This is a genomic window from Shewanella sediminis HAW-EB3 (genome assembly GCF_000018025.1).
Taxonomy (GTDB): domain Bacteria; phylum Pseudomonadota; class Gammaproteobacteria; order Enterobacterales; family Shewanellaceae; genus Shewanella; species Shewanella sediminis.
Map to the genome: position 1 here is coordinate 994,318 of NC_009831.1, position 22,083 is coordinate 1,016,400.

14 protein-coding genes are annotated in these 22,083 nt (G+C 46.7%); 9 read left to right on the top strand and 5 right to left on the bottom strand.

Annotated features, from left to right (window positions below; all coding sequences use genetic code 11):
* Nucleotides 1–69: 69 nt before the first annotated feature.
* Nucleotides 70–4,392: a formate dehydrogenase subunit alpha gene (gene fdhF, locus SSED_RS04325; protein ID WP_012141185.1), complete on the bottom strand. Its 4,323-nt coding sequence runs from the start codon at nucleotides 4,390–4,392 to the stop codon at nucleotides 70–72.
* A 355-nt stretch (nucleotides 4,393–4,747) separates the two neighbouring features.
* Nucleotides 4,748–5,731 (bottom strand): ion channel, encoded by a 984-nt coding sequence (locus SSED_RS04330; RefSeq protein ID WP_012141186.1) that lies wholly within the window; start codon nucleotides 5,729–5,731, stop codon nucleotides 4,748–4,750.
* A gap of 220 nt (nucleotides 5,732–5,951) precedes the next feature.
* Between SSED_RS04330 and prfB the strand changes: the two genes are divergently transcribed.
* The 3 genes from prfB to SSED_RS04345 all read left to right on the top strand — a co-directional run bounded on the left by prfB (nucleotide 5,952) and on the right by SSED_RS04345 (nucleotide 11,340).
* Nucleotides 5,952–7,050 (top strand): peptide chain release factor 2 gene (gene prfB / locus SSED_RS04335; RefSeq protein WP_190273188.1). Its coding sequence is split into 2 segments (ribosomal slippage): nucleotides 5,952–6,026 and nucleotides 6,028–7,050, totalling 1,098 coding nucleotides; the frame shifts between segments, so codons are not numbered across the junction.
* Between the two features lie 70 nt (nucleotides 7,051–7,120).
* Nucleotides 7,121–8,623 carry a lysine--tRNA ligase gene (gene lysS / locus SSED_RS04340; protein ID WP_012141188.1) on the top strand — a complete coding sequence of 501 codons (1,503 nt, stop codon included), beginning with the start codon at nucleotides 7,121–7,123 and terminating at the stop codon, nucleotides 8,621–8,623.
* Between the two features lie 263 nt (nucleotides 8,624–8,886).
* The gene (locus SSED_RS04345) at nucleotides 8,887–11,340 is read left to right on the top strand and encodes a sensor domain-containing protein (RefSeq protein WP_012141189.1); all 2,454 of its coding nucleotides are present in this window, start codon (nucleotides 8,887–8,889) and stop codon (nucleotides 11,338–11,340) included.
* Nucleotides 11,341–11,379: 39 nt separating this feature from the next.
* Here the strand turns inward: SSED_RS04345 and SSED_RS04350 are convergent, their stop codons facing one another.
* A complete protein-coding gene (locus SSED_RS04350) occupies nucleotides 11,380–12,036 on the bottom strand; it encodes a pseudouridine synthase (protein ID WP_012141190.1) in 657 nt (218 codons plus the stop codon).
* Between the two features lie 236 nt (nucleotides 12,037–12,272).
* Here SSED_RS04350 and nagB point away from each other — a divergent pair, with 236 nt between their 5' ends.
* Nucleotides 12,273–13,061 (top strand): glucosamine-6-phosphate deaminase, encoded by a 789-nt coding sequence (gene nagB / locus SSED_RS04355; protein ID WP_012141191.1) that lies wholly within the window; start codon nucleotides 12,273–12,275, stop codon nucleotides 13,059–13,061.
* Here nagB and SSED_RS04360 read toward each other — a convergent pair whose 3' ends face one another.
* On the bottom strand, nucleotides 13,062–14,705 hold the full coding sequence (locus SSED_RS04360) for a sensor domain-containing diguanylate cyclase (protein ID WP_049772102.1): 1,644 nt from the start codon (nucleotides 14,703–14,705) through the stop codon (nucleotides 13,062–13,064).
* 477 nt (nucleotides 14,706–15,182) lie between these two features.
* On the opposite strand from SSED_RS04360, the gene SSED_RS04365 reads away from it, so the two are divergent.
* The 3 genes from SSED_RS04365 to SSED_RS04375 all read left to right on the top strand — a co-directional run bounded on the left by SSED_RS04365 (nucleotide 15,183) and on the right by SSED_RS04375 (nucleotide 18,181).
* Nucleotides 15,183–15,500 (top strand): cupin domain-containing protein, encoded by a 318-nt coding sequence (locus SSED_RS04365; protein WP_012141193.1) that lies wholly within the window; start codon nucleotides 15,183–15,185, stop codon nucleotides 15,498–15,500.
* 133 nt (nucleotides 15,501–15,633) lie between these two features.
* A complete protein-coding gene (locus tag SSED_RS04370; RefSeq protein WP_012141194.1) occupies nucleotides 15,634–17,550 on the top strand; it encodes a peptidase U32 family protein in 1,917 nt (638 codons plus the stop codon).
* 256 nt (nucleotides 17,551–17,806) lie between these two features.
* The gene (locus SSED_RS04375; protein ID WP_012141195.1) at nucleotides 17,807–18,181 is read left to right on the top strand and encodes a PH domain-containing protein; all 375 of its coding nucleotides are present in this window, start codon (nucleotides 17,807–17,809) and stop codon (nucleotides 18,179–18,181) included.
* Between the two features lie 112 nt (nucleotides 18,182–18,293).
* On the opposite strand, the gene SSED_RS04380 is transcribed toward SSED_RS04375, so the two are convergent.
* The gene (locus SSED_RS04380; RefSeq protein ID WP_041421969.1) at nucleotides 18,294–19,475 is read right to left on the bottom strand and encodes an AAA family ATPase; all 1,182 of its coding nucleotides are present in this window, start codon (nucleotides 19,473–19,475) and stop codon (nucleotides 18,294–18,296) included.
* 335 nt (nucleotides 19,476–19,810) lie between these two features.
* On the opposite strand from SSED_RS04380, the gene SSED_RS04385 reads away from it, so the two are divergent.
* Nucleotides 19,811–20,194: a hypothetical protein gene (locus tag SSED_RS04385; RefSeq protein WP_012141197.1), complete on the top strand. Its 384-nt coding sequence runs from the start codon at nucleotides 19,811–19,813 to the stop codon at nucleotides 20,192–20,194.
* Between the two features lie 167 nt (nucleotides 20,195–20,361).
* Nucleotides 20,362–21,996 carry a DUF4124 domain-containing protein gene (locus tag SSED_RS04390; RefSeq protein ID WP_012141198.1) on the top strand — a complete coding sequence of 545 codons (1,635 nt, stop codon included), beginning with the start codon at nucleotides 20,362–20,364 and terminating at the stop codon, nucleotides 21,994–21,996.
* The last annotated feature ends 87 nt before the right edge of the window (nucleotides 21,997–22,083 follow it).

The following is a 22,083-nucleotide window of genomic DNA, read 5'->3' on the forward strand; positions in this document are numbered from 1 at the left end:
GTGACAAAAAAATGGGAAGCGATTAGCTTCCCTTTTTTGCTGATGGTTTATGTCACGCTCTGAAATGCGTTACCCCATTGCCGGTTCAAGCTTTTCCGCTTTGATGGCACAGATCTTAAACGAGGGGATCTTTGCGATAGGATCGAGTGCATTGATGGTCAGTTTATTGGCTGCCGCTTCTGCAAAGTGGAAGGGTAAAAACAACACTCCCGCTTGGGCTCGTTTAGTCACAAAGGCCGCGATTTCAATCTCCCCACGGCGAGATGAGATCGTTAGCATATCGCCATTATTAATCCCTAATATCTCAGCGTCATAGACAGATATCATCACCTTTGGTGCACCAAGCTCATCCAGTCCCGCCGTCTTTCGAGTGAGGGTTCCGGTGTGAAATTGCTCGAGTAAGCGGCCGGTTGAAAGGATAAGCGGATATTCGCTACACGGCATCTCCGGGGGAAGCGTATGGCTTACAGGCCTCATTTGTGCCCGGCCACGGGTGAATTGGCTGGTATGCAGTACAGGAGTGCCTGGATGGTTCTGCGTCGGGCAGGGCCATTGAACTCCCTTGATGCCATGTTCAGTGTTAATGTCGACTGAGTCCCAACTAATCCCCCGGTATTGAGGGGTAACCTGAGTTATCTCATGCCATATCGCTTTCTCATCTTCATAGTGCCAGTCGGCGCCTAAACGGTTGGCAACTTGTTGTACTATCTGCCAGTCGTCCATAGCAATTCCCGGAGCTTTTACTGCTACTTGCAGTTGCTGTACCCGGCGCTCGGTATTGGTGAAGTGTCCTGTTTTTTCTGCGAACGTCAGGGCCGGGAGTACCACATCGGCAAGCTCGGCGGTCTCAGTCAGAAAGATATCTTGCACAATCATAAACTCTACAGCCTGCAAAGCTTCGAGTACATGAGTCTGATCGGGATCGCTCAGTACCGGGTTCTCACCCATAATGTAGAGTGCTCTCAGATCTCCCTTGAGAATTGAAAGCATCATCTCAGTTGCTGCTATGCCCTCCCGGTTGGGGAGTTCCTGATTGTTCCAGGCTTGTCTGAATTGACGCTGCACCAGAGGATCATCGACTCTTTGATAACCGCTGAAATAATTCGGTAGCGCGCCCATGTCACATGCTCCCTGAACATTACTCTGACCTCGCAGTGGGTTAATGCCTGCGCCACGAACACCTATGTTCCCGCAGAGCAACTGCAGATTGGAAATTGCGGTGACATTGTCATGGCCTGAAGTATGCTGGGTGATCCCCATGGCGTAATAGACCGCCGTCTTCTCTGCAGTTCCTATCATCTGTGCGATAGCGACAATATCTGCTGCATCAACGCCGGTAATAAGTTCTGCATTGCCTAGGTTATAGTCTGGCTTCATCACCTCGTCGTAAAGGGCGCTAAATCCATCGACTCTGTCCTGAATATAGGCCTGATCGTGCCAGTTATTGGTAATGATCTGCTGCATGATAGCATTGAGCAGCATGATGTCAGTGCCGGGTCTCTGTTTGACGTAGAGGCGAGCGTGATCGGCAATATCTACTCGCTTGGGATCGGCAACGATTAGTCTGGCACCATGGTCACGAATAGCCGTCTTAATCCGTGAGGCGATGATTGGATGGGCGTTGCTGGTATCGGAGCCTAATATGAAGATCAGATCGGACTCTTTAATGCCCGGAATATCATTGCTCATGGCTCCGCTGCCTAAGCTGTCATAGAGGGCGGTAACGGTCGATGCATGACACAATCTGGCACAGTGGTCGATATTATTCGTGCCGATAACGCTTCTGAATAGCTTTTGAAATAGATAGTTATCTTCATTTGTCGCTTTGGCCGAGGCGAGTCCGGCCAGCGCATTACCGCCATGTTTTTCGATAATGGGACTGAGTTTACTGCCGATATAATCGAAAGCTTCACTCCAGGAAGCTCGAACCAGCTTTCCCTCTTTTCGAATGAGCGGATGAGTCAGCCTCTGTTCACTGGAGATAAAGTCAAAACCGAAGCGGCCCTTGACACATAACATCCCCTCATTGACGACTGAGCGGGTATCGCCGGTGATCCGCTTAATTTTATTTTCGGTTTCATCGACATGCATATTAAGCCTGCAACCTATACCGCAGTAGGTACAGATGGTCGATACCTGCTTCAGCTCAATCCTTACTCCCTGAGTTTTATCCCGCGCATCGACCAGGGCTCCAGTTGGGCAGACTTGAACGCAGCTACCACACTGCACACAATCACTGTCATTCATCGAAGCGCTAAAGCCTGCACGAGGGGCGCGTTTACACTGTTGGACTGCAATTTCGGTTGGCAGAGCCTGATAGTTATCGGGCGCAAAGCTGATGGCATTATGGCCATCCTGACCCTGACAAACTTCCACACAGGCACCACAGCTGATGCAGCGGTTAGCATCGAAGGTAATGAAAGGGCTGCTGGTATCGATACTGAATTGTCTCGGTGCGTCCGCCGGTTCACTATTGGTGAGGGAGGTGGAATCAACCTTGTATTCGGTCGCATAGTCGCGCAGCTTACAGTCGGTATTGGCCTGGCATGCACACTCAAGACATCGGGCTGCCTCTTGCATCGCCTGATCGGGCTCGAAGCCGAGTTCAATTTCATTGAAATTAAAGCTTCTCTCTTGCAGGCCGAGCTCTAACATCTTGGCCTTAGGTCGTTGCTTTATATCAGGATAAAGTGCCGACGACAACTCAGTGTTGTCACCGGATTTAGTGGCATTGAACTGCTTCGGGCTAAGCTCACAGGCCAGACCTTGTGTCAGCAACTTTTCGATAGCCTGAGCGGCTTTTCTGCCGTCGGCCACCGCTGCGACGGCCGTAGCCGGTCCCGTTCTGGAATCACCTAATACAAAGAGTTTATCGATGCCTGATGACAGGCCCGCCGACATAGTATGATCGCAACCTTCGAATGTATTCCAGCGGGTAAGAGCCAGCTTCCCTGTGGTGAGCTGACTTTCCGGGTGTTTAAGAAACTCCATATCCGGCATCTGTGAAACGGCTGGAATAACGGTATCGAAGGCTTGGGTAAAATGCTCTCCGGTAGCGATGGGAGCCCTTCTTCCTGTCGCATCGGGTTCCCCTAATGCCATTTTTTCCAGGGTGACACTCTCTACTCTTCCATGGAGATCACTGTGATTCTCTATGGGGTTTGTCAGGAAATGGAAATTAATCCCTTCGTGTTCGGCTTCCTCGATCTCAAAAGGCTCGGCAGGCATCTCGTCACGGGTGCGACGATAGATGAGGGTCACATCGGCTCCGTCACGCTTTGCGGTTCGCGCGCAATCTATGGCGGTGTTTCCCCCTCCGATCACGGCCACCTTATCTCCTGTCCTGTAGCGCTTTTCTGTGCAGTGATCTTTTAGATAGTCGACACCTAAGTAACAACCTTCAAGATCGATACCCGGATAGTTCATCGGTACTGCTTTTTGTGCGCCTATGGCTAAGCATACTGCATCGAAATCATCGACAAGCTGCTTAAGGTGGATCTGCTCACCCAGCCTGATGTTAGTCTGGATGTTTAAACCGTTTTTACACAGCAGGTCGATCTCTTTATCGAGTATCGCCTTAGGGAGACGGTATTCAGGAATTCCGTAGCGTAACCAGCCGCCGGCTTTTGGCATTGACTCATAGATGGTGACATCGTGTCCCGAATTGGACAGATAATATCCGGCCGTTATACCTGCGGGTCCACTGCCTATAATGGCGACTTTTTTCCCTGTTGCCGGAGACTTAGGTGGCACATAGCTCTCGCTGTCTTCGATATCCAGGTCTGCAGCATGTCGCTTGAGCTGTCTTATTGCTACAGGCTCATCAACCAGGCCTCGTCTGCACTCGGTTTCACAAAATGCGGGGCATACTCTGCCGATAGACAGAGGGAGTGGCAGGGTCTGCTTAATCACCTTTACGGCTTCTTTATGGTTGCCTTGTGCGATATGAAACAGGTATGACTGTACATCGACGCCTGCCGGGCAGGCTTGTTGGCAGGGGGCCTCACAGTCTGCAAAGTGGTCACTTAATATTTCTGTCAACGAGGCTTGTCGCTGCTGGCTAAGGTAGGCCGATTGAGTGACAACTTCAATCTGAGTTTCGCTGCCTGCGCTCATGTCGGTTGCGGCACTGGCACAAAGCTCACCCAATGTCGTTTCACAGGACCTTACGGTTGAGGGATTGGCCTCCTCCTCTGTAGTCGTCTCTTGAGAATGGATCTCAACTACACAGAGGTTGCAGTGGCTTTTCTCTTCACTGCCACTCTTGTGTTTACCCGTGCCTGGCCGCTCGCAAAGACTGGGGATCGCTATCCCCGCATCTCTTGCTATGTCAATCAGGAGTTCTTCGGGATGAGCCGATAGCAAGGTACCATCGATTTTCAGCTTTTTCATCGTATCAGCCTTCGTTATTCATTAGCTATCAGGAGCAAGTTTCTTAGTTGGCATTTCTTTGTTGGTACAATGAGGTCTCTTTATGTGTAGGGAGGGAGTGCTCTGCAAAGCGCGAGCGATAAAGAGGTCATTTTTAATTCCAATGAGTATAACCATGGCTCATTGTGGATCAGGTCTAAGCAGTATTATCAAATACTAATTTTGCAAAGACCTTCACAAAGTGTGTGTAGATTGCGGGGTTTGGTCGAGTGTCTCGATTCGCAATGTGATCCAGATCTTGGGAGGGCGGCAGCGAAGGCTTAGCCAGGAGTCATGAGCAGAGAGTACAATCCAAGGCCAGAATCTGGTTCCCTCTTTATCTTGTCATCTTTTTCACAAATACCACCACGAACAGGGCGATGGTGAAACTGCCGGTAAATGCTTCTATCGCTGCAATGGCTCGGGAGAATCCGATAGGGGTAAAGTCACCGTATCCCAGAGTCGTAAAGGTCACCACCGAGTAGTAAATACAGTTGAAAAACAGGTATAAATTGCTGGCAAAGTCATTGCTCAGTTGGAATACATGTATCTTGCCGTCGTAACTCAAGCCGGTAAAAAGATAGAAAATAGCGCAGACAATAATCAGGCCCATTGAAAACCCAATCACCCGTAACGGTGCTTCACCATAACCACAGAACAGATCGATCATTTTTGAGATAATTCGGTGGAAGCTATATTTGGGCATTTGATGGCGGCGCATGGTGAGCTCTTTGCGGATATAGTCACCCGACATTGCAAACAGCCCCTCGCGATCGGCGGCTTTACGAAGGTCGCGATAGATCTCTTCTGCCTGCTCAAAATAATCTCTGGCTATCTCTTTTTCACCCACACGTACGGCTTCCAAGGCTAACGTTTCTTGTTTTAATTTTGTCCCGGTGGTGATGTTCTCAATCTTGGCGCCATTCCACTTGATACCCAATAGATTAGTCCCTACTAAGTTTGCGCAGTGAACATTCGAGTCTCTGAGATCCGCCTTCATTAAACTGGCTTTATGAAGATTGAGGTTGAATAGATGTGCACCTTGAAGGTCGGCACGATATAACTCTGCGTGAGTCATATCGAAACCTACTTTTTGATGATGCCTAACCAGATCTATGCCGGGCAGTTTGGCACGTTTAAGTGCCAAGCCCCTGAGCATGCCGCCATTTCGGGCGAACAGCTCTAAATTATGGATATCCTCAGGCTTATTTTTAATGATCTTAGGGTCATGCCAATAGCACAATCCAGAGCTTCCTGCGGGTTCTGAGCAGGAAAAGCCTTCATCTTCGTGATAGCAGCATGTGGGAGTATTTTCGGTCATGTTGGAAGTATAGACAGGAGATTTAAGGTTTGTGCCTTTATTAGCTATTGATTAAGGAGGGAATTAGAGAAAAGGTGCTTAGGGAAGCAATTTTAACTGAGTGAAAATAAAGGTTGAAATAACCGCAATTCATCTCCTACATGCTCTGGTCGAAATGCCTCTATTGAGTTAAAATAGCGGGTTTGCAGTCTCTGCCCAACTTATTTTAAGTAGAAGAGTTATGTTTGAAGTAAATCCGGTTAAATTTAAAATCAAAGACCTTGCCGAGCGCACCCTTCTACTCCGGAGGTATCTTTGACTACGATGCTAAGAAAGAGCGTCTGGAAGAAGTTTGTGCGGAATTAGAGAGTGCTGAAGTATGGAGCAATCCGGAAAATGCCCAGGCTTTAGGTAAAGAGCGTTCCTCTTTAGAGGTCATTGTTAAGACTATCGATGACATGGACTCGGGTCTGGAAGATGTTCAGGACTTAGTTGAGCTTGCAGTCGAAGAGGATGATGAAGAGACCTTCGATGATGCCAGTACAGAACTCGACGGTCTGGAGAAACGACTCGAAGAACTCGAATTTCGTCGTATGTTTTCCGGTCCTCATGATGTTGCAGATTGTTATCTGGATATTCAATCCGGCTCGGGTGGCACAGAGGCTCAGGATTGGGCCAATATGGTGCTACGTATGTTCCTTCGTTGGGGCGATGCCCATGACTATAAGCCTGAACTGATTGAAGTTACCGATGGCGATGTGGCCGGTATTAAAGGTGCAACCATCAAGTTTACCGGTGAATATGCCTTCGGTTCTTTGAGAACGGAAACCGGGGTACACCGCTTAGTGCGAAAGTCACCATTTGACTCTTCGGGTAAGCGTCATACCTCTTTCTGTTCAGTATTTGTCTATCCGGAAATTGATGATTCGATTGAGATCGATATTAACCCGTCAGATCTGAGAATAGATACTTACCGTGCTTCGGGTGCTGGTGGACAGCACGTCAACAAAACAGAATCGGCGATTCGCATTACTCACGTACCGACGAATACCGTGGTTCAATGCCAGAATGACCGTTCGCAGCATAAGAACCGTGATGCTGCCATGAAACAGCTTAAAGCCAAGTTGTATGAGTTAGAGATGCTCAAACAAAATGCCGACAAACAAGCTGCCGAAGATTCTAAGTCTGATATCGGTTGGGGCAGCCAGATCCGCTCATACGTACTCGATGATGCACGTATTAAAGATCTGCGTACCGGCGTAGAGAGCCGTAATACCCAAAGTGTCCTCGATGGCGATTTGGATAAGTTTATCGAAGCCAGCCTGAAATCTGGCTTATAAGTGATATTTAGCTGAATTAGCTAACTAATTAATTTTAACGTGTGATCTGTAACATTTACGAGAGAAGAAGATGACTGAACAAGTACAAGATGAGAATAAATTAATTGCAGAGCGACGTGCCAAGCTTGAGCACATTCGTGAAAACTGCCCTGCAAATGGTCACCCGAATACCTTCGATCGTAAACACAAAGCGGCAGACATTCAGGCTGAATTTGGTAATAACACCAAAGAAGAGCTTGAAGGCATGGGCATTGTGCGCAGTATCGCTGGCCGTGTCATGGCAAAGCGTGGTCCTTTCCTGGTCATTCAAGATGTCAGTGGACGCATTCAGGCCTATGCCGGAAAAGATGTTCAAAAAGATCTTAAAGCTAAGTTCCAGGGCTTAGATATTGGTGACATTATCGGCGTGACTGGTCAGCTTCACCTGTCGGGTAAAGGCGATCTTTATGTGAACATGGAAGAGTATGAGTTGCTGACAAAGGCGCTACGTCCATTGCCTGAAAAGTTCCACGGTCTAACTGACCAGGAGACGCGTTACCGTCAGCGTTACATCGATCTGATCGTTAATGAAGAGTCTCGTGAAGCCTTCATAATGCGCTCAAAGGTGGTTTCTGCTATTCGTAACTTCATGGTTAAGAAAGAGTTCATGGAAGTTGAAACGCCTATGATGCACACCATTCCTGGTGGCGCTTCGGCTCGTCCGTTTGAAACGCATCACAATGCACTCGATATCGCTATGTATCTTCGAATTGCACCAGAGCTTTACCTTAAACGTCTTGTTGTTGGCGGCTTCGAGCGTGTGTTCGAAATTAACCGTAACTTCCGTAACGAAGGTTTGTCGCCACGCCATAACCCAGAGTTCACTATGATGGAATTCTATATGGCGTATTCAGATTATAAAGATCTGATGGATCTTACCGAAGAGATGCTAAGTTCTATTGCCACCGAACTGTGTGGTTCTCCAAAACTGCCATACGGTGAGCATGTTGTTGACTTTGGTGGTCCATATGCACGTTTAAGCATGTTGGATGCAATCAAGAAGTACAACCCGGACAACGCCACTATTCAGTCTATGACTTACGAAGAAGTGAAAGACGTTGAATTTATGCGTAACCTGGCTAAGAGCCTGGGCATGACTATCGAGAAGTTCTGGACCTGTGGTCAGCTTCTTGAAGAGATCTTCGGTGAAACCGCTGAGACTCAGCTTATGCAGCCTACCTTTATTACCGGTTACCCTGCGGATATCTCACCGCTTGCACGTCGTAATGACGATAACCATTTCATCACTGACCGTTTCGAGTTTTTCATCGGCGGCCGTGAAGTCGCTAATGGTTTCTCTGAGCTCAACGATGCAGAAGATCAAGACAACCGCTTCAAGGCACAGGTCGATGCAAAAGATGCCGGTGATGATGAAGCTATGTTCTATGATGCAGATTACATTACTGCGCTAGAGCACGGTCTACCACCAACTGCGGGTCAAGGTATCGGAATCGATCGTCTGGTGATGTTATTTACGAACACTCACACGATTCGTGACGTGATCCTGTTCCCGGCTATGCGTCCTCAGGGGTAGCATCTAGTTGAGTTCAAGCCTCGCACTATTGCTTAGAGATATTGCTTAGTGATTGTGGGAAGGCTTATAAAAGAAAACCAGCTTAATCGCTGGTTTTTTCTTTTCTGCTTCCCGCTGATATTTGAAATATTCCTATTATTCTTTTCTTAGTTGAAGTTTCACTCCTATTTTTATAGTGTAAAGAGTAATAATCATTGGTTTGTACTGCTGTTAATCGTCATTTATCTGTTTTTAAGTAAGACATTGTTTAAGTTGGTTTCCTCATGATTGATATTAACGTTCCTCAAGATACTTGGCTAAAATGGCAAGCGTCAATTGACCTTATTACCCGCATCTCTCACTGCGTGGGCGTATTGAGTGTCGTGGATGCAGAGAATCAACTATGTGCGAAAATCAGTGCAGGGCTAAAAGATGAAGACACCGCCTCTTACGAAGCCATTTCTCTCAATATTAAGGAAACCAGTGAAAGGGTCTCTATTGCCTTACTATGGCCATCGAAAGCCATCTTTGGTGAGCTCTCTTTCTACTTAATCGAACAAACCGATAAAGCCGAGGGACCGACGGATTGTTTAGTACAAACCAAGCAACTTGCACGGCTTACTGCGGACAATATAGAACTACAACTGGCTGAGCTTTATCGTCAGTATCGTTGCCAAGAATCTCAGGTTAGAGGTCGTGTCTCTAACGGGGATGTTATCGATCTACAGCTCTTTATCGATAGTTTGAAAGAACATGTTTGGATGAAAGATATTGAAGGACGTTACGTCATTTTCAACCGAAGCGTCGAAAAATCATGGGGGAAAACCCGTGAAGAGATCATGAACAAGACGGATGAAGAGTTATTTGTTGCCGATTTAGCTGAAGAGTTTATTCAAGCCGATACGGAAGCCATTAATAAGGGCGAGCAGATCACGGCTGGTGAGTGTGAGGGACAACATGCCGAAATCGATAGATACTGGTTAGAGACCGCAAAAGTTCCTGTGGTGACAGATGATGGTTGCCTTAAGGGGGTCATAGGACTCTCCAGAAATATCTCTCAACATAAGGCTGTACAAGAGCAGTTAGAGCTTTCCGGACGGGTATTTGAAAACTCTGTCGAAGGGGTGATGATCACCGACCGGGATGGCAAGATCATAGAAACTTATGGGGCTTTCTCTGAAATTACCGGGTATTCGAGGGAGGAGGTGTTAGGTAAAAATCCCAGCATGTTCAGCTCCGGTCGACACGATAAAGCCTTCTATGATGACCTGTGGACAGGTTTGTTGCACAAGGGGAGATGGCACGGTGAGATCTGGAATCGACGCAAGAATGGCGCCATCTTCCCGCAGTTGGTTACCCTTAGCTCGATGCTTGGTGATGATGGGTTGGTGCGATATTTCGTTGCCGTGTTTACAGATATTTCGGCGCAGAAGAAAAATGAAGAGCAGCTGGCCCACCTTGCTTACCATGATCCTTTAACCAACCTGCCTAACAGGATGACGTTAACTGCCCAGATTGAGCAGGAGCTCCGTCATGCTCAGTATCAAGGCTCTCAGTTGGCTATCGTGTTTATCGATGTGGACCTGTTTAAGCAGATCAATGATAGTTTCGGTCATCTTATGGGTGATGAAATCTTGGTGGAGCTGGCCAACAGGTTAACGGCTCAAAAAGGCGCCGAGGATACACTGGCGCGTATTGGCGGCGATGAATTTGTCGTGTTGTTTCCAGGGGGCGGAGGCAGTGAAGAGCTCACTTTAGCCCTGAGTAAGTTAAGGGAAGCGTTCGAACAGCCTTTTTCTGTCGGGGAGAACGATCAGGTCAGGTTGACTGCCAGTATGGGCGTCTCTGTTTACCCCCATGATGGTAAGGATGGTTATACACTGTTAAGAAATGCGGATGCTGCTAAACACAGGGCTAAGCAGGACAGTCGTAACAGTTATGCTTTTTATACCGAGTCGCTGACCTTAGAGTCACGAGAGCACCTTAAGCTGCAAAGTGCACTGCATATGGCTCTGGAGGAGGGGAACTTCCACCTGGTTTACCAGCCGAAACTTAACTTTAACAGTCTTAAAACTGTGGGTTTCGAGGCCTTACTTAGGTGGCGAGACCCTGTTTTAGGCGATATTTCTCCTGGGGTATTTATTCCCATCGCGGAAAAAATAGGTCTGATTAATGCTATTGGCAGCTGGGTGCTGAGAGCCGCATGCCTGCAAGGCGTTAAGTGGATCGAGCAGGGCAAAACATTTGGTCGTATTGCGGTGAATATCGCCGGTCAACAGATAAAGCGGAGCTCATTTGTTGAAGAGGTCAAACAGATCCTGAATGAGACAGGCTTTCCTGCTCAGTCGTTGGAGCTTGAGGTTACCGAGAGCTTTATGATGTCGGATCCCGAAGTGGCTATTCGTGATCTCAGGGTGTTAGGTGACTTAGGCATTGAGCTCTCTGTCGATGATTTTGGTACCGGCTATTCTTCACTTAATTACCTGAAAAAACTGCCTATTCATAAGTTAAAAATCGATCAGTCCTTTGTCAGGGATATACCTTCTGACGCTAATAACACCGCCATCGCTAAGGCTGTGATTGCCCTGGGCCATGCCTTGAATTTACAAGTTATTGCGGAGGGAGTTGAAACTGAGGAACAAGCCGATTTCTTACGTGAAAGCGGCTGTGATGAAGTGCAGGGATACCTCTATAGCAGGCCTCAGTTACCCGAAGCGTTGCAGCAATTTTTGTACTGATCACAAGAGTCCTGTTACAACAGTTTAGATGCTAAGGCTTCAGATACTCTCAGGGTTTTTCAGTAGAATGACTTCGCCGGACTGCATCCTATCGAGATGAATATTGCCAATTCTCACTCTGACCAACCTAAGAGTTGGAAAACCAGCCGCCGCCGTCATTTTTCTTATCTGACGGTTTTTTCCTTCGCCTATAGTGATCGATACCCAGCTCATTGGCCCATGCTTAGGATCACGAGGCTTACGTCCATTAGACGGTAATTCGGGTTCATTCTCCAGTTTAAAAACTTTGCAGGGCAGGGTGAGATATTTTTCGCCTTTGATGCCAATCTCGACCCCGGTTTGTAGCTTCAGTATTGCGGCGTCATCGATGTCGCCATCAACCTGCACATAATACTCCTTTTCTACTTTTTTACTGCGAACCTGGTGGCTGACCATGCCATCGGTAGTCAATAACAGTAGCCCCTCAGAGTCATGATCGAGTCTGCCGATTGCCATTGTGCCGGCTGGGAATAGGGCTAGTTCTGCCAGCAGTTTTTTACTCTTTCTTCTTTCCGGTACAAATTGACTCAGGTAGCCATAGGGCTTGAAAATTTTATAGTGGTGATGGGGTTGAGAAGCATCCCTTATCGACAGACACTCAGTATTGAACTCATAAGAGGTATCGTTATTCGTTGGTAGCGGTTTATTTTCAGGCATCTATGGTTTAGTCATCTGTTTAGAGCTGCACAGAGTATAACCTGAACAGAGAATAGGAGGGGAGCCGTGAGCGAATTAAAGATAATGGGGAACTCTCTAAATCGTTTGTTACCACCTTGGGTTAAGGGTCTGTCACTCGATTTACAATTAGTAATGACAGCGTTGTCATTTGAGGTTATAGTAATGTTATAAAGTATTGGTTATGTGTCTAACTGGGTGTGGGTGGTTCTGAAATTATGCAAATCGTCATTTTAAAAGATAGTGCCGAAGTCGCTGCTTATGGCGCTAATATCTTTATTAAGCAATTACAAAAGAAGACGAATTCTGTTTTAGGCCTGGCGACAGGATCGACACCGGTCTCATTATATCGAGGTCTGATCGAGGCATGTGATGCTGAGTTGATCTCTTTTAAGGATGTGACCAGCTTTAATCTCGATGAATATCTGGGGCTGAAGGGGACACACCCACAAAGTTATCGTTATTTCATGAATGAGCAGCTGTTTAACCATATCGATATCATTAAGGCACAAACTTACGTTCCACCCGGAGATGCCGAGAATCCACTCGAAGCCTGTGTGGGTTATGAGGAGAAGATAAAAGCCGCCGGCGGTATCGATATTCAGTTGCTGGGTATAGGCCGTAATGGACACATAGGGTTCAATGAGCCCTCGTCAGGCTTAATGTCACGTACTCGTGTAAAGACATTAACCAAGGCCACTATCGAAGATAATGCCCGATTCTTTCACGATGATGAATACCAGCCTCACCTGTCGATTACTATGGGGATTGGTACTATCTTAGATGCTAAGAAGGTGGTGTTATTGGCAACGGGTGAGAATAAAGCCGATGCCATTTTGGCTACGGTGGAAGGGCCCTTGATGGCCGCGTGCCCCGCCTCTGCGTTGCAACTGCACACCGACGCCGTCTTGGTGATCGATGAGGCCGCAGCATCAAAATTGTCAGACCGTGATTTTTATAAGCATATCGAAAATGAAAATCAGAAGCTGATGGCTAAACTTCCCTAGTCAATTACAAGTTCCGCCTGGGACATCTGGGCTATTTTCATAACTTATTTGATTCTTTCCGCGTTGTTTGGCCCGATAGAGTTGCTGATCGGCAAGTGAAATCAGTTGCTCTAAGGTGAACTGAGCCGGACTCCCGTGTGCCAGCCCTATACTTGCGGTTACCTGAAGTTCATTACGGTCAGCAATAAATGCATGCTTTGAAATGCTCTCACACAGGTGTTTAGAGATAGTCGAAGCCTCTTTGAGCCGAGTCTTGGGAAGCAATAGAATAAACTCCTCACCTCCCCAGCGAGCTACGATATCTTGCTGCCTGAGATTCTTGTTCAATAGTGTTGCAAATTGAACAAGAACCTCATCACCGACAGTATGACCATATGTGTCGTTGATGGCCTTGAAATAATCAATGTCGATAATGATCATCGATACTCCAACTCTTGTCCTCTTTTGCTTCCAGAAAGATGGAGTTATCTCATAGAAGGCCCGGCGATTTTTGAGTCCTGTCAGAGGGTCGATCTTGGCCTGATGTTCGGCAATGAGCTTCTCTCTTTCTGTGGCGCGAAATTTGACAGCCAGCGCCAATGCCAATAACACTATGTCGATAATAATGCCGATTTCCGCGGCGCGATAGGTTAAGTCAGTAAATGGAATAAAGCCCCAAACCGCCATACCTGTGACGGCGGCACCTGTCATCGAAGATGTCGATGCCAGTAAAAATACCTTAGCGCTTGGGTTGCCGACATTAAATGCCATGATACCAAGCAGTATCATCATAAATGAGAATAGAAGCATAAAGTCGAAGGCAAAAATGAGCCCAAGAACCTGATCGTCGGCGATGAAGGCCATAAGCAGGAGTAGAGGGAACAGGATGCAGATAAGCTTGGTGAGTTTATAGGTGCCCGGCAGGAAGGATTTTACCCGCAGAAAACGTAATGCAAACAGCAGGCCAGTCACATTGAACAGCATCATCAATACCGGGTTTGCCCACTGCTGCCATCGTGGGAACTCAGGCCATAGCCACTGATAACCATGGCCTGTATAGGACAAGTTCATCAATAGAAATCCAAATAAAAACATCGAGTATAAGAGGTAGCTGATGCTTCTCATCCCGATAAATAACATCAGGTTGTAGATAAGCAGGCAGAGTACTGCACCATAGAGGAAGCCATAGCTATAACTTTGGAATTGGGATCTATCCAGTGCTGTATCCAGACTTGAAAAGTATATCGGCAACACCATAGGATCAGGAGATTCTATACGAATTAATACCGTCGTTTTTCCCGGTGTGAAGTCATGGTCGAAGCTGAAATACCTATCGTTTAAATTGCGGTCGGTGAAAGAACTTCTATCACCAGAATATTGAGTCAAAATCTGACTGTATGCGGTAGTTTGTGTCGGAATATAGTGAATGTCGACACTGTCCAGCCAGGATGTCGCTATCTGGATCCGCCTATTAACCGGGAAGGTTAGTGGATTTTCAACATCAAAGGCCAACCAGACGGGTTTAGATCCAATACCGAAGCTGAGAACCCTTGAATGAGAGGCTGTAAAACCCCCTTGCAGATAGTTTGATAAGGCTGAGTTAACACAGAGCGGCTGCTGCTCTTGAAAGAAGAGGAGCTCTCTACCTATCGGTTGTTTAGACACGTTTGACGTATCTAAAGGTGCAGCGAGTACTGGCAATAGGCTTGATAATATTGCTAGTAATGTGGATATGAGTGTGAGAGTAACACGCCGCATAGTTGAAGCCAGTGTAAACCTTAGGTGTGAGTTTCGTTTGTTTAATGTTAACACTAAAGCGGCGAAGGAAAAATGTACAGACTTACTCGCTAAAAGTTGCTGTGGTTTTATTTGCTGGTTTTTTGCTCTCTTTGAGTTATGGTAAACAGAGTATAAGAATACAAGGAAGAGAGATGACAGAAACTGAAGCCCACTTTCCTCTGGAGGGTTTTGTTGAATACAGCGAATGCTGATTGTCGTCGGATATCCGGATAAAGGGGCGACGATTCCGGCTCACTCAATGCAGAAAAAATCCCTTGATGAGATCACCATCTTTCTTTAATCGTTTTACGTCTTTTACCGTTAACATAGCCTATTCAATGATGAGTTTGATATTGAGGAAATATGAATAAGAGTAATATTTTGAGTGAGCTTCCATCAGACCTTTCTATGGAAGTGTTCGAGCAGATCGGCGGCAACGACAAGGTGTTAATCGAACGTATTATCTCTAAGGCTCATGTGACTCCTGAGGGGCAATGGTACGATCAAGATAGAAGCGAGTGGGTGATGGTGTTGAAGGGGGAAGCCAAGTTACAGTTTGAGCATGGTGAGCTTATACACCTGCAAGCGGGTGATTATGTCGATATTGAGGCACATAGAAAACATAGGGTGAGCTGGACCAGCGAAGAGACCGAAACTGTATGGTTAGCAGTGCATTACTGAGCAAAGCCGGGTGAGTTCGTATTATCTTTCTTTGGTTAAAAAATGAATTTATATTAGCTAATCCCAATCGAGTAAACTTCTTTGCTATAATATCCCACCAAAATTTACGCGTTAACCTTTTGAGTGACTTTTTATGAGCAAAGCTGCCATCTTTACCCCCGATGATATCTCGCATATATCGAACCGATTAGAACTGCTTGCCCCGGCTAAAAATGCCGAATTTGGTATGGAAGCGATTCTTCATGGTGCCGATGCGGTCTATATCGGTGGCCCTGATTTTGGCGCTCGTGCAACGGCGGGCAATAGCGTGGAAGATATCGCCAGGCTGTGCAGTTTTGCCCATAAATACCATGCTCAGGTGTTTGTCGCCCTCAATACCATCTTGATGGATGATGAGCTGGCCGATGCTGAAAAGTTGATCTGGCAGCTCTATGAAGCCGGCGCCGATGCCCTCATCGTACAGGATATGGGGGTACTGCAGCTCGACCTTCCTCCTATCGCGTTGCATGCCAGCACCCAGATGGATAACCGCACCGCCGAAAAAGCGGTTTTTCTTGAGCAGGTTGGTTTCTCTCAGGTCGTACTGGCTCGCGAACTGGGGCTGAGTCAGATACGCGAAGTGGCCGCTCATACCAAGATGCAACTCGAGTTCTTCATTCATGGAGCCCTGTGTGTGGCTTACAGTGGTCTGTGTAACTTAAGTCATGCATTCAGTAATCGCAGCGCTAACCGAGGTGAATGCTCACAGATGTGTCGTCTTCCGGGCGAGCTTAAGACCCGTCAGGGCGAGGTACTTGCCGAAAATGAGCATCTGCTATCGCTAAAGGATAATAATCAGACCGATAACCTTGAAGCCTTGATCGATGCCGGTGTGCGCTCATTTAAAATTGAAGGCCGACTCAAAGATATCAACTATGTGAAAAACGTGACCGCCCATTACAGGCAGGAGTTGGACAAGATCATCGCCCGACGTCCGGAATTGAAAGCCTCATCACATGGGCGCAGCGTGCATAACTTCACTCCAAATCCGGAGAAGACCTTTAACCGTGGACGAACGGATTACTTTGTTCATGAGCGCAGTCAGGGGGTCAGTGATTTTCGCTCACCAAAATATATCGGTGAAGAGGTCGCCACCGTTAAGGCCTTAGGCAAAGATTACATCGAGGTTAACTCTACCCATAGTTTTAATAATGGTGATGGCTTATGTTACTTCCCCGCCAACTATGCCAGTGCCAAGCAGTCCGATGATAAGCTGAGAGGGTTACGACTCAATCGCGCCGAAGGTAATAAACTGCATGTATTGGCTGTGCCAGGCGATCTTGAAGTGGGTATGACTATCTATCGTAACCGAGATCAGGCTTTCGAGGCGGTGTTAGCCAAAGAGTCATCGAAGCGCTCTATCGAAGTCGATATTAAGCTGACAGACACCGCAGATGGCATCATGCTGACAATGACAGATATCTATGGTCATCAGGGCGTGGTGACTCTGGCTTTAGATAAACAGGCTGCCAATGAACCAGAAAGCGCTGGAGCAAAGCTACGTAAACAGTTAGGAAAACTTGGCAGTACCGATTTTGTTGCCCGTGAGATCACTGTCGAGACTGAGCAAGTTTGGTTTGCGCCTGCCTCGGTGATTAACGGACTTCGCCGTGATGCGGTAGCGGCGCTCGAGCAAGCACGAGTCGATGAGTATCAAAGGCCACAGCCTTGGAAGCATAATCAAAACGCCATGTATCCGACCAAGCACCTTAGTTACCTGGCTAATGTGGCCAATCAAAAATCGAAAGATTTCTATCAGCAGCATGGTGTGATTGAGATTGAGGATACCTATGAGAAGAACGGTATCACCGAAGAGGTCCCATTGATGGTGACTAAACACTGCTTGCGCTTCAACTTCAACCTCTGTCCAAAAGAGGTGCCTGGCATAAAGGCTGATCCTATGGTACTTGAGATAGGTAAAGATGTATTAAAGCTGGTTTTCGACTGCCCTAAGTGTGAAATGATGGTGGTCGGCGCCAATCGCCAGGTGAAGAGCGACGGCAGAGGCTAGGCTTGTCGAACGTAAGGCAACCTATGGTGATTCTTTGAGTGTCCCCATAGGTTGTTCTGATCTTACTGTATTTGTCTATTCTTAAGACTCTTCTCAGCTTTTATCGCTCCGAAAATCCATCCGGTTCACAGTTAAACTTTCACGCTTTTTGATTCTCTTATACCGATTGGTATTAACCCCAACGGAATGTGCTATCTTGAGACTCATCCAATACAGATGGGCACCAAGGTGGCCAAACACTTTTTAAGGAAGAAAGATGGGATTATTAGATTCACTGATGGGGAATGCATCTGAAGTTAATTTAGAGGAGCTAGCCGAAGAGTTAAATCCAATTATGGGCGATAACGAGCAGCTGCACCTAGCCTATAAGGTTATCAGGGACATGTTTGTCTTTACCAATAAACGACTCATCCTGATCGACAAGCAGGGGATGACGGGCAAGAAAGTCAGCTATCACTCCATTCCCTATAAGGCTATCACCCATTTCGAAGTTGAAACTGCCGGCCGATTCGATATGGACTCTGAGCTTAAGTTATGGATCTCGGGTCAGAAAGATCCCTTGGTTAAAGAGCTTAAGAAGGGCACCGATGTGGTCGGTATTCAGAAGACGATCGCAAACTTCTCGCTATAGGGGATTATTGCTAGGAGCTGCGGGCTACGGGCTACGGGCTACGAGCTACGAGCTACGAGCCAGGAGTTACCAGCAGCTCCCGGCTCTTCCTCTCTTGCCCTTGAGGCAGTGGTTAAGTGCGGCTCTGCCAGTTCCAGCTGGGCTTGCTTAAAATATCCTGACCGACTATCTCCGTCTGCCCCAGCTGCTTATCCAGTTCAATCAGATTGCAGTGTTCGAATTCATTGAGGGCGTTGATCAAACGGTTGGCGTGAGAGACGACCCATAGTTGACACTGTTGTGATGCCTTGGCTATCAGACGAGATAGTGCGGGTAACAGATCCGGGTGTAAACTGGTTTCCGGTTCATTGAGCACCATCAGCTCGGGTGGCCTGGGCGTTAACAGGGCAGCGACGAGCTGCAGGTACCTGAGTGTCCCGTCGGAGAGCTCAGCCGCATTGAGCGGGCGTAACAGCCCCTCTTGATTAAATCGCACGTTTAACATGCCGTTAGATTCATATTCGATATGCACTCTGGCGCCGGGGAAGGCATCGCTAACCGCCTCATCGAATCCTGCTCTGTCACCCACCTCAAATATCGTTTGAATAGCCGAAGCCAGATCCCTGCCATCGTGATGCAATACCGGTGTGCGAGTGCCGAGTCGAGGCTTACGTGCCGGCGCATCACTATCGCTTCGAAAGTGATCGTAGAAGCGCCAGGCTCTGATGTTATCTCTAAGCTTGATGACCTCCGGCGTACGCTCGGGATCGGCAAGCTCGGTGAAGATGCTGTCACCGTGCTGCATATGTAAATTTAACACCTGCCAGCCCGCTTGACCGCTATTTTCGGCCCTGTTTTTCACCAAAGCTCCCCGGCGTTCAACCAGTACAGAGGCTGGACGATACTTATTACCGACCCAGATAGACTCACGTTTTATCTGGGGATCTAAACCAAACAGGGTTGTCGAGTCAGGCTTAGGAAGCCCTAGCTCGATAAGGTAACTGTATTCATCGCCGGCAAACCCCAGTTTGAGGCGTTTAGCTTGTTGACGAACGGTGGGTTCGATAGCGGTAGTGCCATCGAGCATTCCTTTAGTCACATTTTCTGGCCCGGCCCAGAAGCTGGAATCCAGCCCACCTTCCAACGCCAGGGCATTAACTACTCCGCCCTGGGCTGTTTGTGCGAGTAAACGCAGCGCTTTATAGAGATTTGACTTACCGCTACCATTAGCCCCCGTGACGAGATTGAGTTGTTTAAGAGGCACTCTTATCTCACGTAAAGAGCGGTAATTTTGAATGGCTAAAGTGGTGAGCATAGGTGGTGAGTTATCTCTGAGATTGAGTTTGCTTGAGGCCGATAGTGACATTTTTTTCTATTGTGAGCCATGGATGGGAGATTAATTTGCATCTATATCTGAGTCCGTTAGAGATCTGGGCTCAGAACCTTGTCTAAACCTGGGTCTATGGTTATTCGGGAGGCCCTATTCAACGAGCCCTCTTCAATGAGTTCTTTTCAACCAGCTATCTTCGACTAAGTCTCCTAGTAATGCGTAGTAACCCTTTCTTAATTAGATTATGCCGCAGCAGGCAATTGTTTGTGTAGGCCTTGGGCATATGACCCACGCTATGAATTAACCAAATAAGGAATATGATGAAGAAACTACTTATCGCAGCTTTACTCTCAATGACATCTTTATCGGCTTTAGCTGAGACTATCTATATTACAGCGGTTGAACATATCGATTTAGGATCCAGCAGTGCGGGCTCTGGTGCCATGATTGGTGGTGTGACTGGTGCGGTAGCGGGGGATAGCTGGGGCGACATTGCGGTGGGGGTTATTGGTGGAGCCATAGTTGGAGATGTGGTTTCCGATAGTCGTGACGGGGTTAAAATTAGCATTGAATACTTAGATGGACGTCAGCGAGTGGTTATACAAGACGGTAATATAAAGAATTTCCGATTAGGTACTGCAGAACTTGAAGAGATACATCATGGTTCCAGCGTGAAACTAGAAATACGCCCTAACCGAAGATAGATTACCTTCACCAAGCATGGGAACCTGTTGTTTCCCGTGCTTGTATCAAGACATTGAATAAAGTGGAGTCATGTTTTGGTTGGGATAAAGATTGAACCTGTTTTAATGGCTTGATAAGTTAAATATATTAGGGATGTAGGATCGCACCTTAGTCAAAGGAATGACCCATGACACTAAAAACTATTCATTCACTTCTTTTATCATGCTTTTTGTTAGGGCTCTATCTACCTTCAGCACTCGCTCAAGTTTATAAATGGGTGGACGAAGATGGTGTCGTACATTTTAGTGATAAGCCGCCAGTCGAGCAGCCTAAAGAAACAGACTCTCCCTCAAATCAATCAAAACATATATCCGAAAGCAGAGCCGCAGAGCGGTTAGTGTCTAAGTCTACTCGTTGGTTTCAAAGTATGAGCCAATCTCAGGGGATCACCTTAACGATTAGACAGTTGCTGCGTCAGCGTAAGTATGAATATCTTAATATTGTGCTGGAAGATCTGCAGTCAGCTAGCGAATTAAGCTATGACAAGGAACTAGAGCTCTTTACCGCTTATAAAGCCTTCAGGTTGGATAGCAATGCTTACATTAGCTTATTGGATGAATGGATAACTTATGACCCCAGTCAATATTATGGGTACTTAGCCAAGGCCGAATATTTTTACGGCGCGGCTTGGCGTGCCAGAGGCACTAAGGCAATTAAAGATACCAGTGCAGATCAGCTTACAAATATGAAAGAGGTGATGTTAGAAGCTAAAGAACAGCTAGAACTGGTGCAGAATCTTTTCGCTGACTCCATGGTGAGCTATGGGTTACAGATTGCCATGGCCAATAGTTTAGGCGATGAATCTGAAGTTGCCATCATCGCTAAAAAAGCACTTGAGATAAAACCCGCATCATATTATGTCCGAGCAATCTATTTGCGAACGCTTACCCCCAGATGGGGGGGCTCATTTGAGAAGATGGAGCTGTTTTTTAAAGAGAGCTCTGAATTCATCAGAGACAATCCAAAGTTGACTCAACTACAAGGTCTCATCTTTCTGGAAGCTGGTCAGCTAGCTTCTTTGCAGAAACGTTATGATCAAGCTGAGAGTATTTTTGATCGTGCACTGCTTTACGGAGATAACGATGAAGTGCTGGCAAATCGTGGAAAGAGTCGGTATAGGCAAGGGAAGTATCAAGAAGCTTTAGATGATCTAAACCGTGCTATTGGTATGAGTCGAGAGTACGGAGAGTATTACCATTGGCGCGGAAAAATCTATAGCGCAATGAAACAATATAGTAACTCCTTGAGTGACTTTGAGCGTGCCGCTCAACTTATGCCAAATGATAAAGATCTTAAGCAGCACCGTCAGCGAATAGAAACCTTACTAGCTAAACAGAGTGAGGGTAAAGCGGTGGCATTCAAGCGTAGTAAGGCATTAGACCAACTTGATGATGCAATAAAAAAAGAGCCAAGCAATGCTTTGCATTATTACAGTCGATCACTCGCTTACATAGAGTTAAAGCAATATGACTCAGCAGTGGAAGATCTGAAGAAAGCGATAACGCATAACCCTCATGAATACCAATATTACCTTTCCATGGATTGGCTGCTAATTAAGAGGAGGGATTGGAAACAAATAATCTATTACTGGGATATCTACCTCAATTTATACCCAAAAGATCATCAAGCCTACCTTGAGCGCAGTGGAGCATACTTTCATCAAGGTAATATTCAGGCTGCAGCCAGAGATGCAAAAATGTCTGCAAAGCTTGGTAATAAGGAAGCACTGGCTTTCTATGAAGAGTTAAAACAGAAGTTATAACTTCTGTTTTAACTATGGAAGACTAACAACTCTTTATTGACAAAAATATTTTGAAAGTGTGCTGGATATTGGTGTCTTTATCTTTGA